The following is a 14,810-nucleotide window of genomic DNA, read 5'->3' on the forward strand; positions in this document are numbered from 1 at the left end:
CGAAGCATCGACCCGCAAAATCCACGACCCGCACGACCCGCCCGGCGGGAGGGCCGGACGGGTCGGGGCGGTCAGGGGGTCAGCTGCGTCAGGGCAGCACCCACTTCTGGTTGGCGGCGCCGGTGCAGGTCCACAGGTGCACGGGCGTGCCGTCGGCGGAGTTGTTGCCGCTGACGTCGAGGCACTTGCCGGACTGCGGGTTCCGGACAGTGCCGTCGGCCTGGGCGGACCAGTTCTGGGCACCGGTGCCGTTGCACGTCCAGAGCTGGATCTTCGTGCCGTCGGCGGAGCCGCCGCCGGAGACGTCCAGGCACTTGCCCAGCGCCTTGACCGTGGAGTTCGGCGTCACCGTCCAGGTCTGGGCAGCGGAGCCGTTGCAGGTGTAGAGCTGGATCTGGGTGCCGTCGGCGGTGGCCGCGTTGCGCACGTCCAGGCACTTGCCGGCCAGCCCCTTGACCGGGCCGGTACGGGTGGTGGAGCCGCCCCGGACCAGGGTGAAGTCGTCGACGTCGAAGAGCCCGGAGCCGGAACCGGTGAAGGTCAGGTACAGGTTCTGGCTACCCGACGGCACCCCGGTCAGCGTGGTGCCGACGTCGGCGTAGGTGGTCCAGCTGCCGGTGTTCGGCACGGTCACCTGCCCGAGCACGGTGCCGGTGGGCGAACCGGTCCGGACCTGGATGGTGCCGCCCGGGCCGCCGGAGACCACCCGGGCCCGCAGCGAGGTCACCCCGGTCAGGTCCAGGCCGTTGTACGCGGCCCAGTCGCCCGGGTCGACGTACCCGAGGGTCTGGCCGCCGTTGGCCCCGGCCTTGGTGTACGGGCTGACGCCGCTGGCGGTGCTGTACGCCTCGGCCTGGACGGTGGTGTCGCCGCTCGGCGGCGGGGTGCCGCCGAGTTCCTTGATCCGGATGTTGCGGAACGAGACGTCGTCGCCGGTCCCGTGGTTCTGGATGCCGATGTGGCCGGCGAGCGAGCGGACCGGATCGGTGTTGGTGAAGTCGTTGATCTTCACCCCGTTGAGGAAGACCTGCAGGCGCTCCCCCTCGACCCGCAGCTCGTAGGTGTTCCACTCCCCCGCCGGGTTGAGCGCGGCGTCCCGGGCCGCCAGGTCGGCGGACTTGAAGCCGTAGACCGCGCCGGTGGTCCTGTCCGGGGTGTCGGTGGGGTCGATCTGCACCTCGTAGCCGTTGCTCACCGCCGAGTTCGGGTCGGTCGACGGCGGGAAGCCGATGAACACCCCGGAGTTGTCGTCCCCGGCCAGCCTCCAGTCCAGTTTCAGTGAGTAGCTGGTGAACTGCTTCGCGCTGTACCAGTACAGGCCCATGCCGCCCACCGAGGTGAGGGTGGCGTCGGAGTTGGTGAAACTGCCCGGCCCGGCCTGGGACCAGCCGGTGGTGGCGCCGTTGTAGAGGGCGGTGTAGCCGGTCTCCGCCCGGCAGTCGGCCTTGGCGCGGCCGGCCGCGTACCGGATGCCGCCGAGCAGGTGGGCGCGGAACGCCGGGTCGCTGTAGGAGGCCTGGGTGTGGCCGCCGCCGGTGTAGAAGGACCGGCCCCCGGAGTACGCCTTGCACCAGGCGTGCGGGTGGTCGCCGGCCATCGACCCGCCGGAGTACGACGACTCGTCCAGGCTCGCCAGCACGTGCGCGGTGGAGCGGGCGTTGGTGCGGTAGTTGTACCACTCGTCGGTGCGGGTCCAGGTCTGCGGCAGGTGGGCGGTGGCGGCGTGCGCCCGATCCTCCACCTTGACGTTCGCCTGCTGGATGGCCGGGTGGGAGGCGAACCAGGCGCCGACCAGGTTGCCGTAGAACGGCCAGTCGTACTCGGTGTCGGCGGCGGAGTGCACCCCGACGAAGCCCCCACCCGCACCGATGTACGACTCGAAGGCGCTCTGCTGGGTCGGGTCGAGCACGTCGCCGGTGGTGTTCAGGAAGACCACCGCCTCGTACTGCGCCAGGTTCGCGGTGGTGAACCGGATGGCGTCCTCGGTGGCGGTGACGGTGAAGTTGTTGGCCGCGCCCAGGTCCCGGATGGCCTGGGTGCCGACCGCGATGGAGTCGTGCCGGAAGCCCGCGGTCTTGGAGAAGACCAGCACGTCGTACGGGGCGTCGGCGGCGGCCGCCGGGGTGGCGGGGACGGTGCAGGCGACGGCGGCGAGGACGGCGGTGGCCGCGCCGAGAACTGGTCGGGGAATCCTCATGGCAGGGTCCACTTCTGGTTGGCGGCGCCGGTGCAGGTCCACAGATGGACCGGGGTGCTGTCGGCGGAGTTGTTGCCGGAGACGTCCAGGCACTTGCCGGACTGCGGGTTGCGCAGCGTCCCGTCGGCCTGCGCCGACCAGTTCTGTGCGCCGGTCCCGTTGCAGGTCCAGAGCTGGATCTTGGTGCCGTCCGCGGAGCCGCCGCCGGAGACGTCCAGGCACTTGCCCAGCGCCCTGACCGTGGAGTTCGGCGTCACCGTCCAGCTCTGCGCCCCGGTGCCGTTGCAGGTGTAGAGCTGGATCTGGGTGCCGTCGGCGGTGGCCGCGTTGCGGACGTCCAGGCACTTGCCGGCCAGCCCCTTGACCGGTCCGGTGCGCACGGCCGACGTGGTCAGGGTGAAGGAGTCCACGTCGTAGAGGGCGCCGGTGGTGGGGCCGGCGAAGGTCAGGTAGAGCGTGGTGGTGCCGGCCGGGGCGCCGGAGACCGCGCCGGTGACCGTGGTGAACGAGTCCCAGGCGCCGGTGACCGGGACGGTGGCGGAGCCGAGCACGGTGCCGGTGGGTGAGCCGGCGCGCAGCTGGAGGGTGCCGCCCTGCCCGGCGGAGGAGACCCGGGCGCTGAACGAGGTGACGTTGCCCAGCTGGTACGGGGTGAACGCGATCCAGTCCCCGTTGTCGATGTTGCCGACGGTCTTCCCGCCCTCGGCGGTGGCCTTGTCGAAGGTGGCGATTCCGGACGAGGTCTTGAAGTGCTCGGCCTGCCGGTGCCGGGGTTGCAGGGTCTGCTGGGTGTGCGTGGTCAGGCCACCGGAGTCGGTGTACTCGGCGTCGAAGATGGCGAAGATGTTCGCCGCGTCGTCGTGCTCGCCGTCGACCGGGATGGTGATCGAGCCGGTGCAGCCGTTCACCGAGGTGATCTGGTGGCCGTGCTGGTCGTGGCCGAGCACGTAGGTCATCTTGACCTTCGCGCAGTCGATCGCGCCGTCCTCCGGGTCGGTGACGGTGATCGAGAAGGGCACCGTGTCGCCGTACGAGAAGAGCTGGCCGTTGCCGGGGGTGTTCACGGTGACCGTCGGCGCGGTGTTGCCGACGCTGATCGGCACGCTCGCCGTGCCGGTCGCGCCCTGCGGGTCGCGCACGGTCAGCGTCGCCGTGTACGTGCCGTTCGCCGAGTAGGTGTGCGCCGGGTTGGCGGCCGTCGAGCTGGTGCCGTCACCGAACGCCCACGAGTACGTCAACGCGCCGCCCTCCGGGTCCGCCGAACCGGCCGAGGAGAAGTTGACGGTCAACGGGGCCGCGCCGGAGGTCCGGTCTGCCGCCGCCTTCGCCACCGGCGCCCGGTTGCCGGAGCCGACGTGGTCGAAGCGGTATAGCGCCGAGTTGGCGTCGCCGTTGAAGTAGCCGGTGCCGTAGTCGAGCACGTAGTACGAGCCGTCCGGCCCGAACGCCGAGTCCATCACCTGTTTGCCGGTCCACGGGAAGGCGTCGATGGTGCCCGGGGTGCCGTCGGCGTTGAGGTGGATCGGCTTGATCCAGCCGCGGCCGAACTCGGTGGCGAAGAACTGCCCGTCGAAGGACTGCGGGAACTTGGTGGTCGAGGTGGAGGAGGCGTTGTAGCGGTAGACCGGGCCGGCCATCGGGGACTCGGAGCCGCCGCCGAACTCGGCCGGGGTGCCGGCGTCGCCGCCGTACCGGATCCAGGCGGGTTTGGCCGCGGGCAGGGTGGCCTGGCCGGTGTTGCGGAACGAGTTGTTGGTCGGGCCGCCCGCGCAGTTGAACTTCGGCCCGGCGGTGCCGGTGGCGAAGTCCCACTCGGCGTACGTCTCGGCGGCGGTGTTGGTGCCGGTGCAGTACGGCCAGCCGTAGTTGCCGGGGCCGGTGACCCGGTCGAACTCGACCTGGCCGGACGGGCCGCGGGTGGAGCTGGTGCCGGCGTCCGGCCCGTAGTCGCCGACGTAGACCACGCCGGTGGCCTTGTCGACGCTGATCCGGAACGGGTTGCGGAAGCCCATCGCGTAGATCTCGGGGCGGGTCTTCGCGGTGCCGACCGAGAAGAGGTTGCCGGCCGGGATCGAGTACGACCCGTCGGCGTTCACCTTGATCCGCAGGATCTTGCCGCGCAGGTCGTTGGTGTTGCCGGCGCTGCGCTGCGCGTCGTACGCCGGGTTGCGGTTGGTCCGCTCGTCGATCGGCGAGTAGCCGCCGGAGTCGAACGGGTTGGTGTCGTCGCCGGTGGAGAGGTAGAGGTTGCCGGCGGCGTCGAAGTCGATGTCCCCGCCGACGTGGCAGCAGATGCCCCGGTCGGCGGGCACGTCGAGCACGTCGACCCGGCTGGACTGGTTGAGCGTCCAGTCGGCGTTGAGGGTGAACCGGGAGAGCCGGTTGACGCCCTGCCAGGCGGAGAAGTCGGTGCCGGTGGCGGGGGCGTCCCCGGCGGGGGTGCTCAGCGGCGGGGCGTAGTACAGGTAGACCTGCCGGTTGGTGGCGAAGCCGGGGTCGACGCCGACGCCCTGCAACCCCTCCTCGTCGTGGTTGTAGACCGACAGGGTGCCGATCACGGTGGTGGTGCCGGCGGCGTCGGTGCGGCGCAGCGTGCCGTTGCGGGCGGTGTGCAGCACCGAGCGGTCGGGGAGCACGGCCAGGGACATCGGCTCGCCGGTCTCGGCGACGCCGCGGGCCAGCTCGACCTGCTGGAAGTCGCTGGCGGTGATGGTGTGGGCGGCGGCCGGGGTGGGCCCGCCGAGGGCGGCCGGTCCGGCCGCCAGGGTGGTGGTGCCGGCCGCCGCGACCAGGAGCAGCGCGGCGAGGCCGGCGGCGGGGCGGGGACGGGGTCGTCGAGGACGGGCGTACGGGGAGTTGGACATCGAGCTGTCCCTTCCTGACTGGAGCTGCCAGGGCGGGGCGCGCGCCGTCGCGCCGGATGCCGTTGCGGGGGTGGTTGCAACCGGAATGACATTAACGTTTCTCGATTGTGAAGTCCATGTCTTCTGATCGATCAGCATGAACTTCTGCTCATCCTGCGGAAAGTCACCGGCCGGCCGCGTACCGGATGCCGCCGAGCAGGTGCGCCCGGAACGCCGGCTCCGCGTAGGAGGCGGGGGTGTGGCCGCCGCCGGTGTAGAACGACCGGCCCCCGGCGTACGCCTGATACCAGGCGTGCGGGTGGTCGGCCCCCATCGCCCCGCCCGCGTACGACGACTCGTCCAGGCTGGCCAGCACGTGCGCGGTGGAGCGGGCGCTGGTGCGGTAGTCGTACCACTCGTCGGTGCGGACCCAGGTGGGGCCGAGGTGGGCGGTGGCCGGATGGCTGCGGTCCTCGACCCGGATGGTGGCGCGCTGCACCGCCGGGTGCCGGGCGAAGCGGGCACCCACCAGTTCCCCGTAGAACGGCCAGTCCTCCTCGGTATCGGCTGCCGCGTGCACCCCGACGAAGCCCCCACCGGCCCGGACGTAACCCTCGAACGCCGCCTGCCGGGCCGGGTCCAGCACGTCCCCGGTGGTGTTGAGGAAGACCACGGCCTGGTATTTCGCCAGGTCGGCGGTGGTGAACCGGGTGGCGTCCTCGGTGGCGGTGACGGTGAAGCCGTTGGCCGCGCCCAGTTCGCGGACCGCCTCGATGCCCGCCGGGATCGAGTCGTGCCGGAACCCGGCGGTCTTCGAGAAGACCAGGACCTCGTACCGGCCTTCGGCGGGGGCGTCCTCGCCCGCCGGCTCCGGGCCGGTGCAGGCGGCGGTGACCAGCAGGGCGGTGACCGTGCCGAGGACGATGTGCGGTGCTCGCATGGCCGAGGCTCCTTCCGGCCGGGGTCGGGGCCCCACCCTGCTCCTGCTCCTGCTCCTGCTCCTGCTCCTGCTCCTGCTCCTGCTCCTGCTCCTGCTCCTGCTCCTGCGTGGAGGATCGGACGTCCGTCTCGGACGCTACAGACTTGAGAGCGTGTACGACTCAACGGTCGTGAGTCGTTGACGCTCTCAAGTCTGTAGGCACCCGGCGGACTCACCGGGAGGCCTGCCCCGGGCTCGAGCCGAGCCGGGGGCCTGCCCCGGGACCGAGCCGAACCGGCAGCCTGACCCGGGACCGAGCCGAACCAGCAGCCTGACCCGGGACCGAGCCGAACCAGCAGCCTGACCCGGGACCGAGCCGAACCAGCAGCCTGACCCGGGACCGAGCCGAACCAGGAGCCTGACCCGGGACCGAGCCGAGCCGAGCCGAGGCCCAGCCTGCGCCGGGCCCAGGCCCGCGCCGAGGTCCAAGTCGAGGGTGGACTCGGGCGGGTCAGGCGGTGCGGTGCACGGCCTGGGCGGCCAGGCCGGCGAGGGCGGCCCGGGCCGGACCGGCCAGCGGCAACCGCTCCAACGCCTCCCGGGCCGCCGCCGCACGGACCCGGATCATCCGCTCGATCCGCTCGCGGGCCCCGGTCGCCTCGATGATCCCGCGCAGCTCGGCCGCGCCCCCGGCGTCCAGCTCCGCGTTACCGAACAGCTCCCGCAGCCGGGCCGCCTGCACCCGGTCGGCGGCGCCGCGGGCCAGCGCCATCATCACCGTCGGCTTGCCCTCCCGCAGGTCGTCCAGCACGGACTTGCCGGTCACCGCCGGGTCACCGAACACCCCCAGCACGTCGTCGCGGAGCTGGAACGCGTCGCCCAGCGGGTCACCGAACTCGACCAGCGCGTCCAGCAGGGCCCGTTCCGCGCCGGCCAGCGCCGCCCCGATCTGCAACGGCCGGGTCACCGTGTAGCGGGCCGCCTTCATCCGGATCACCGTCAGCGCGCTGGCCACCGAGCCGTCGCCCACCCCGGAGACCAGGTCCAGGTACTCCCCCGCGATCACCTCGGTACGCATCAACGCGAACCAGCGGTACCCCCGCTGCACCTCGGCGGTGCTCAGCCCGCACTCGTGGAACATCTGGTCCGACCAGGCGGCGCAGAGGTCCCCGCAGAGCAGCGCGGTGTTGCGCCCGTACGCCTCCGGGTCGCCGCGCCACGACGAACGGGCGTGCAGGTCGGCGAAGAGCCGGTGCACCGAGGGCTCGCCCCGGCGGCGGTCGCTGCCGTCCAGGATGTCGTCGTGGATCAACGCGAAGGCGTGGAACAGCTCCAGCGCCGCCGCGGCGACCACGATCGGCGTGCCGTCTCCCCCACCGGCGGCCCGCCAGCCCCAGTAGCAGAACATCGGGCGCAGTCGCTTGCCGCCGGCCAGCACGAACCGGTGCAGCGCGGTGAAGACGCCCCGGGGCGCCCCGTCCGGCCACTGCACGCCCTGCCGGTCCAGGAACGCCGCGAGTTCCGCGTCGAACCGGGCCCGCAGGCGTACGGCGTCGGCCGGGGCGACGGTCACCGTCACGGGGACTCCGGACGCAGGCCGGCCAGCTCCAGCAGCAGCCCCTTCACCCCGGTGGCGGGCACCCGCTCGCGGGCCGCCGACGGGTCGGAGCAGAGCAGCACCGGCCCGTCCGCCGGGTCCTCCGGCAGCCGGCCGTGCGAGCCGCGTACCGCCCGCGCGCCGGCGTCCAGCCCGACCACGCTCATCAGGTACCGCATCCCGAGTTTCTTGCGGGCCAGCGCCACCGCCGCCCGGCGCTTCGCGGCCCCGGGCGCGGCCGGGTCGAAGAACAACTCGGCCGGGTCGTAACCCGGCTTCCGATGAATTTCCACCACCCGGGCGAAGTCCGGCGCGTGGGCGTCGTCCAGCCAGTAGTAGTACGTGAACCAGGCGTCCGGCTCGGCGACCAGCACCAGGTCACCGGCGCGGTCGTGGTCCAGCCCGTACGCCGCCCGGCCCTCGGCGTCGAGCACCTCGGCCACCCCGGGCAGCCCGGCGCAGAGCTTCGCCACCGTCGGCAGGTCCGCCGGGTCCTTCACGTACACGTGGGCGACCTGGTGGTCGGCGACGGCGAAGGCCCGGGACACCCACGGGTCGAGGTATTCCATCCCCTCCTGGGTGTGCACCCGCAGCAGCCCCTCGGCGCGCAGCGCCCGGTTGACGTCGACCGGCCGGGAGACGTCGGTGATGCCGTACTCGGAGAGCACCACCACCGTCGCGTCCCGGCCCCGGGCGGCGTCCAGCAGCGGCCCGAGCACCTTGTCCAGCTCGGTCGCCGCCCGGGCCGCCTGCGGCGCGGACGGCCCGTAGCGTTGCAGGTCGTAGTCCAGGTGCGGCAGGTAGACCAGGGTCAGGTCCGGGTTCTTCTCCGCCATGATCTGCTCGGCGGCCCGGGCGATCCACCGCGACGAGGCGATCCCCGCGCCCGGCCCCCAGTAGGTGAAGAGCGGGAAGGTGCCGAGCCTGCCGGTCAGCTCGTCGTGCAGCTCCGGCGGGTCGGTGTAGCAGTCCGGGTCCTTGCGCCCGTCGGCGTGGTAGACCGGGCGCGGGGTGACCGTCCAGTCCACGTCGGCGCCCATCGCGTACCACCAGCAGACGTTGGCCACCGTCCAGTCGGGGCGCTGCCGCCGGGCCGCCTGCCACACCTTCTCCCCGCCCATCAGCGCGTGGTGCTGCCGCCACAGCAGCACCTCGCCCAGGTCGCGGAAGTACCAGCCGTTGCCGACGATGCCGTGCTCCTTCGGCAGCTCGCCGGTGAGGAAGGTGGCCTGCGCGGAGCAGGTGACCGCGGGCAGCACGGTGCCCAGCTCGGCGGTGAACCCGCCGTCGGCGACCGCCCGCAGCCGGGGCATGTGCGCCAGCAGCCGAGGGGTCAACCCGACCACGTTCAGCACCACGACCGGGCGGCTCATCGGCGTACCCCCGATCCGGCCGGCACCGGGGCCGGCACCGGCGTCAGGCCGACGGCGACCAGCTCGTCGCGGGCGAAGGCCAGCTCGGCGGCGATGCCGCCGGCCAGCTCCGCATCGGTGCGCGGTCGTCGCTGCACGGGCAGCACCCCCCAGGTGTACGTCTCGACGTCGAGGTGGTCGCAGCCGGCGGCCGGGCCGGCGAAGAGTTCGGCCAGGGCGGCCCGCAGCACCGGGACGGTGGAGGTCAACGGCTCCTCGGGCGGCGCGTGCAACGGCACGTGGTAGTGCACCCGCCACGCCCCGGGCAGCCGCCGCTCCAGCGCCTCGTCCAGGTCGTCGGCGGCGTACGCCGGGTCGGCCGGGTCGCCGCCGCCGGCGCACCTCGCGGACCGGGTCTGGTGCAGGAACCGGGGTTCCACCCAGCGGTGCAGCGCCCCCCGGGCGGCCTCCGGGTCGGCGGCCTCGACGGCGGCGGAGACCTGCACCTTGACCACCGGCAGCCCGGCGGTCCGCAGCCGGTCCAGCGCGGCGGCCGGCTCCTCCCAGGCGCAGGCCAGGTGGGCCAGGTCGAGGCAGATCCCGAGCCGCTGGACGTCCACGCCGGCGAGCAGCGCGGCGGCCTGCCCGGTGGACTCCACCACGCAGCCCGGCTCCGGCTCGAAGCCGACCCGGACGGTCCGGCCGGACTCCCGTTCCACCGTGGCCAGCCCGTCGGCGAGCTGGTCCAGCCGGTGGCGGGCGGCGTCGGCCCGTCGGCTGTCCCACGGGTCGCGCCAGGCCAGCGGCAGGGTGGAGACCGAGCCCCGGGCAGCGTCGTCGGGCAGCAGGTCGGCCAGGATCCTCGCCAGGTGCAGGGTGTACGCGAGCCGGTCCGGGGTGGTCCAGTCCGGTTGGTACACGTCGCCCTTGACCACCGGGGCCTGGAACGCCGCGTAGGGGAAGCCGTTGAGGGTGACCACCTCCAGCCCGCGCGCGGTCAACTCGGTCCGCAACCGGCGGGTCAGCTCCGGGTCGGCGGCCAGCTCGGCGGCGACCGGCGCGGCCAGCCAGAGGCCCAGCCCGAGCAGGTCGGCGCCGAGACGTTCCCGCACCGGCAGCGCGTACGTGTCGAGCTGGGCGAGGACGCCGGCCAGGTCCTCGGCCGGATGGACGTTGGTGCAGTAGCCGAGATGCACGTTGCTGCCGTCGGCGTGCCGCAGCCGCATCACTCACCCCCGCGCAGGATCGAGTTGCCGGTCGCCGGGTCCACGGCGGTGACGTCCAGGTCGGCCAGGTCCAGCCGCCCGGACTGCCCGTAGAACTCCACCGGGTTGCGCCACAGCACCCGGTCGACGTCGTCGTCGGTGAAACCGGCGGCCAGCATCGCCTCGCCGGTGGCCCGGGTGAGCAGCGGGTCGGACCGGCCCCAGTCGGCGGCCGAGTTCACCAGCATCCGCTCGGTGCCGTACGTCCTGAGCAGCTCCACCATCCGGGGCGGGGACATCTTGGTGTCGGGATAGATGGAGAAGCCGAGCCAGGCGCCGGTGTCCCGGACCAGATTCACGGTCACCTCGTTGAGGTGGTCGATCACCACCCGGCCAGGTTCGATGCCGGACTCGGCGACCACGGCCAGGCTGCGCTCGACGCCGCGCGCCTTGTCCCGGTGCGGGCTGTGCACCAGCGCCGGCAGCTCGTGCGCGACCGCCAGGGCGAGCTGGGCCGCGAACGCCTCGTCCTCGGCCGGGGTCATCGAGTCGTAGCCGATCTCGCCGACCGCGACCACGCCGTCCTTGTCCAGGTAGCGGGGCAGCAGGTCGAGCACGGGCCGGCAGCGCGGGTCGTTGGCCTCCTTGGGGTTGAGCGCGATGGTGGCGTGGTGCCGGACGCCGAACTGGCCGGCCCGGAACGGCTCCCAGCCGATCAGCGAGTCGAAGTAGTCGGCGAAGCTCTCCGGGCCGGTGCGGGGCTGGCCGAGCCAGAACGCGGGCTCCACCACGGCGCGTACCCCGGCGGCGGCCATCCGCTCGTAGTCGTCGGTGGTCCGCGAGGTCATGTGGATGTGCGGGTCGAAGATGCGCATCATGCCTCCGTGGGGCTGAGCTGTGCGGGGGTGGCCTGGCCGGCTCCGCCGGCGAGCCGGTCGAGCAGGGCGGTGGCGTCGGCGGGCATCGGTCGGCCGGCGGCGGCGCGCTCGGCGGCCAGGCCGGCCAGCATCACGGCCAGCTCGCCGTCGGCGCGCCCGTCGAGGTCGGCCACGGCGGCCAGCGGGACGCCCATGAAGACGCACTTGAGCACCCCCTGCCGCCAGGCCGCCTGGTCCAGGTGGCTCGCGTAGGGGCCGAGCGCGGCGGCGACCAACCGGGTGTCGTTGGTGCGCAGCGCGTCGTGCAGCAGCGGCACGCCGGCCGCGCCGACGGGCAGCAGCGGCAGGGCGCGCAGCACGGCCCGCTTCTCGGCGGCGTCGCCGTGCCGGTAGAGGGCGGTCGCCGCGTCGGCGTGACCGGCGGGCAGCGCGGTCAGCAGCAGCACCCGGGCCGCCTCGTCGGCGGTCCAGCCGGGCAGGTCGGGCAGCTCGGCCCGGCCGCAGTGCCGGCCGGCGGCGGCGAAGTGCCGCGCGATCGTCGTCGGTTCGGCCGCGACGCGGCGCAGCGCCTCGTCCAGCCACTCCGGATCGGGTACGCCGTGCAGCGCGGCCCGCAGTCGTTCCGGTTCCATACCGTTGCCTCCCCAAGCGCGGATGTCGGTGTCCGGACGTGGTCGGCCCGGCCGGGCCGACCACGAACGTGTTCAGCCGCCCCCTTTGCTCTGCTGCACCCCACGCGACGGTGCGGGCCCGGAAGTGTCGCCTCCGCCGCAGCAGAGCAAAGGGGCGGAGTCGGGTGCCTCCGGCCCGGGTGCCGCGCCCGGCGGATCCGGTCGCGTCGACGCGGTCCGGGCGGCGGCGCGCAGGAAGTCCAGCGACCCGGCGGCGACCGTCGGGGCGGCGTGCGAGTGCCGGGGCAGCTCCACGGCGACCAGGCCGCGGTAGCCGACCTCGGCCAGGGCGGCCAGCACCGGCGGGAAGTCGATCTCGCCGGTGCCGAACTCCAGGTGCTCGTGCACGCCCCGGCGCATGTCGTCGATCTGCACGTTGACCAGGTGTCCGGCGACCTGGCGTACGCAGTCCGGCACCGGGGCCGGTTCCAGGCAGCGGCAGTGTCCGATGTCGAGGGTGAGGCCGAAGGCCGGTGGGGCGCCGAGGGCGGCGTGCAGCCGGCGCCAGCCGGCGATCTCCTCGACCAGCATCCCCGGTTCCGGCTCGAAGCCCAGCGTCACGCCGGCCGCCGTGGCGGCGTCGCAGACCGTGCCGCAGCCGGCCACCAGCCGGTCCCAGGCCACGTCGGGCTCGACGCCGTCGGGGCGTACGCCGGCCCAGAAGGAGACCGCCTCGGCGCCCAGGTCCGCGCCGATCGCCACGGCCCGGCGCAGGAACTCGATCCGCAGCGCCGGGTCGTCGTGCAGCAGGGTCGGCGCGTGCTTGTGCCACGGGTCGAGCAGGTAGCGGGCGCCGGTCTCGATCACCACGGCCAGCCCGAGGGCGTCCAGCCGGCGGCGCACGGCGGCCACCCGGGCGGCCAGCCCGGGCGCGAACGGGTCCAGGTGGTCGTGGTCCAGGGTCAGCGCCACGCCCTGGTAACCCAGGTCGGCCAGGACGGCGAGGGCGTCGTCGAGCCGGTGGTTGGCGAAGCCGTTGGTGCCGTACCCGAGGCGCAGCTCCGTCGGGTCCAGCGCGGCGGGGGCGTTCATGTCGGGGACACCAGTCGGGCCAGCCGGTGGCCCAGCGGCGCCGCCGCCGCGACCGCCAGCCCGAGCAGCCCGGCGCCGGCCCGGGCGGTCAGCGCGCCCTGCAACGCGGGCAGCCCGGTGATGCCGGCGCCGACGGCGGCCCGGACCCGGCCCGGCGACGGGTCGGCGAGCACCCGGGCCTGGGCGCCGCCGTAGCGGGTGGCGTAGCCGGCGGCGAGCAGCGCGGGCACCGGGGCCACGGCCGGCCCGACCGCGGCGGCGGCGACCAGCGCCGTGCCGGCCAGGGTTGCCCGCGGCAACCGTCGGTCGGCGCCGCTCACCTCACGGCGGGACAGCTCGGTGACGGTCCAGGTGTGCGCGGCCACGGTGAGCGCCGCCGGGAACGCCCGGCGCAGCCGGCCGCCGGTCGCGCCGAGCAGCACGTCCAGCCCCCGGCAGGCGGCCATCACCACCGGGCCGGCGGCGGTGTTCTTGGCGGCCAGGTCGTACCCCCAGACGGTCGCCGCCAGCGGCACCGCGACGGCGGCGGCCCGCCGGCCGCCCGCGACGGCGGCCAGCGCCACCCCGGCGGCGGTGAGCCCGGCCGCGATACCGACCGCCGTGCCGGGACGGATCCGGCCGCTCGGGATGGGCCGCTCGGGCCGCTCCACCGCGTCCAGCCGGCGGTCGGCCCAGTCGTTGGCGGCCATCCCGCCCCAGTAGAGCAGCACCGACGCGCCGGCCAGAGCGGGCGTCCGCCGGTCCAGCGTCCCGGCCGCCGCCGCCCCGGCCAGCACGTCCCCGGGTACGGAGAGGCCGGCCGGCGCCCGGACCAGCTCGACCAGGTCAGCCACGCGGCTCATCGGCACCTCCCGCGGCGGCGTGCAGCGCCCGGACGAAGTCGCCCAGCCGGATCCACTGCTCGGCCAGCGAGTGGGTGGCCGCGCCGAGCGGGTCCTTGAAGAAGAACGCCAGCTCGGTCAGGGGTCCGGTGTGGCCGGTGGCGTGCGCGGCGGCGGTGAGTCGGGCCAGGTCCAGCACCAGCGGGGCGGCCAGCGCCGAGTCGCAGCCGTGCCAGGTGAACTCCATCCGCATGCCGGTGCCGAGGAAGCCGGCGAAGGTGACCAGGTCCCACGCGGTCTTGAAGTCGCCCAGGTCCTCGACGTACTCGATCCGGGTGTGGCCCTGCGGTACGTAGCCGAGCGTCTCGCCCAGCACCCGCTGCTTGCTCTCCACCTTGGCCGCGTTGGCGGCCGGATCGGCCAGCGTGGCGCCGTCACCGCCGCCGAGCAGGTTGGTGCCGGACCAGGAGCGCACGGCCAGGTTCCGCATCGCGAACATCGGGGCGAGCACCGACTTGACCAGGGTCTCCCCGGTCTTGCCGTCGTGCCCCGCGTACGGCAGGCCCCGCTCGGCGGCCAGCGCGGTCAGGGCCGGCAGCCGGGCCCCCGTGGACGGGGTGAAGTCGACGAAGGCGGCCCCGGCGGTGAACGCCGCGTACGCGCACAGTGAGCTGTTCGGCAGCACGTCGTCCGGTCCGGCGAGCGCGGCCCGCAGCGCGGCCAGGTCGGCGTGGGCCGGGTGCGGTACGGCGACCGGCTCGGTGGCCGACACGTTCACCACCACCAGCCGGTCCAGCGCGTGCCGGTCGCGGAACCCGGTCAGCTCGCGGACCAGGGTGGCGGCCCGGTCGGCCTGGCTGCCGCCGGTCGGGGCGGGCCGCAGGTCCTCCTCCACCCCGGTCAGCTCGGCGGTCAACGCGGCGACCAGCCGGGCCGGCACCACGCCCGCGTCGGCGAGCGTCTCGGCCCGCTTGGTAAGCGGGGTGCACACCACGTCGTGGCCGCCGAAGACGAGATCGGTCAGGGCCGGCAGGGCGGGGCCCCGCAGCTCGGGCAACTCGGTGACGCAGCCGGTCGGGGCGGCCAGGCCGGCCCGCAGGGCGAGCGCCCCGACGATGCTGGTGGTCGCGACCGAACCGCGCGCCCCCACCAGCCAGACACCCGTACGCATGATGCTCCTTCCCGTCGGGTGAGGGGACCGGTGCCCGTCGCGGCCGGCGGGTGGCCGGCCGGCGGCGTACGCCGGACCGTGGTCGACGCGGATGGCCCCGCCCGCCCACCCGTCGTGGGTGCAC

At 74.2% G+C, this 14,810-nt stretch carries 10 protein-coding genes and 1 pseudogene; all 11 read right to left on the reverse strand.

The genetic code is table 11. From position 1 onward, the window contains the following. Nucleotides 1-88 precede the first annotated feature (88 nt). The gene (locus GA0074704_RS24355; protein WP_088972641.1) at nucleotides 89-2,197 is read right to left on the reverse strand and encodes a ThuA domain-containing protein; all 2,109 of its coding nucleotides are present in this window, start codon (nucleotides 2,195-2,197) and stop codon (nucleotides 89-91) included. Then, nucleotides 2,194-5,061 carry a PQQ-dependent sugar dehydrogenase gene (locus tag GA0074704_RS24360; protein ID WP_088972642.1) on the reverse strand — a complete coding sequence of 956 codons (2,868 nt, stop codon included), beginning with the start codon at nucleotides 5,059-5,061 and terminating at the stop codon, nucleotides 2,194-2,196. The genes GA0074704_RS24355 and GA0074704_RS24360 overlap by 4 nt, the downstream gene beginning before the upstream one ends. 166 nt (nucleotides 5,062-5,227) lie before the next feature. Beyond that, nucleotides 5,228-5,980: pseudogene (locus GA0074704_RS24365) on the reverse strand (ThuA domain-containing protein); the annotation flags it as partial. A gap of 490 nt (nucleotides 5,981-6,470) precedes the next feature. Beyond that, complete coding sequence (locus tag GA0074704_RS24375) at nucleotides 6,471-7,538, reverse strand: polyprenyl synthetase family protein (RefSeq protein ID WP_088972644.1); 1,068 nt, start codon at nucleotides 7,536-7,538, stop codon at nucleotides 6,471-6,473. Continuing rightward, nucleotides 7,535-8,929 (reverse strand): alkaline phosphatase family protein, encoded by a 1,395-nt coding sequence (locus GA0074704_RS24380; protein WP_088972645.1) that lies wholly within the window; start codon nucleotides 8,927-8,929, stop codon nucleotides 7,535-7,537. The genes GA0074704_RS24375 and GA0074704_RS24380 overlap by 4 nt, the downstream gene beginning before the upstream one ends. Then, nucleotides 8,926-10,134 (reverse strand): metabolite traffic protein EboE, encoded by a 1,209-nt coding sequence (gene eboE / locus GA0074704_RS24385; protein WP_088972646.1) that lies wholly within the window; start codon nucleotides 10,132-10,134, stop codon nucleotides 8,926-8,928. Before eboE ends, GA0074704_RS24380 begins: the two co-directional genes overlap by 4 nt. Next, nucleotides 10,134-10,988, reverse strand: a complete 855-nt coding sequence (locus tag GA0074704_RS24390; RefSeq protein WP_088972647.1) for a TatD family hydrolase — start codon at nucleotides 10,986-10,988, stop codon at nucleotides 10,134-10,136. Before GA0074704_RS24390 ends, eboE begins: the two co-directional genes overlap by 1 nt. Further along, nucleotides 10,988-11,623 (reverse strand): EboA domain-containing protein, encoded by a 636-nt coding sequence (locus GA0074704_RS24395; RefSeq protein WP_088972648.1) that lies wholly within the window; start codon nucleotides 11,621-11,623, stop codon nucleotides 10,988-10,990. The genes GA0074704_RS24390 and GA0074704_RS24395 overlap by 1 nt, the downstream gene beginning before the upstream one ends. Nucleotides 11,624-11,695: 72 nt before the next feature. After that, nucleotides 11,696-12,694, reverse strand: coding sequence for a sugar phosphate isomerase/epimerase family protein (locus GA0074704_RS24400; protein ID WP_088972649.1), 999 nt, complete (start codon nucleotides 12,692-12,694; stop codon nucleotides 11,696-11,698). Continuing rightward, nucleotides 12,691-13,536: an SCO3242 family prenyltransferase gene (locus tag GA0074704_RS24405; protein ID WP_088973947.1), complete on the reverse strand. Its 846-nt coding sequence runs from the start codon at nucleotides 13,534-13,536 to the stop codon at nucleotides 12,691-12,693. Before GA0074704_RS24405 ends, GA0074704_RS24400 begins: the two co-directional genes overlap by 4 nt. Continuing rightward, nucleotides 13,520-14,686 (reverse strand): inositol-3-phosphate synthase, encoded by a 1,167-nt coding sequence (locus tag GA0074704_RS24410; RefSeq protein ID WP_088972650.1) that lies wholly within the window; start codon nucleotides 14,684-14,686, stop codon nucleotides 13,520-13,522. The genes GA0074704_RS24405 and GA0074704_RS24410 overlap by 17 nt, the downstream gene beginning before the upstream one ends. Nucleotides 14,687-14,810: the final 124 nt, after the last annotated feature.

The sequence above is a fragment of the Micromonospora siamensis genome (assembly GCF_900090305.1).
Lineage (GTDB): Bacteria > Actinomycetota > Actinomycetes > Mycobacteriales > Micromonosporaceae > Micromonospora > Micromonospora siamensis.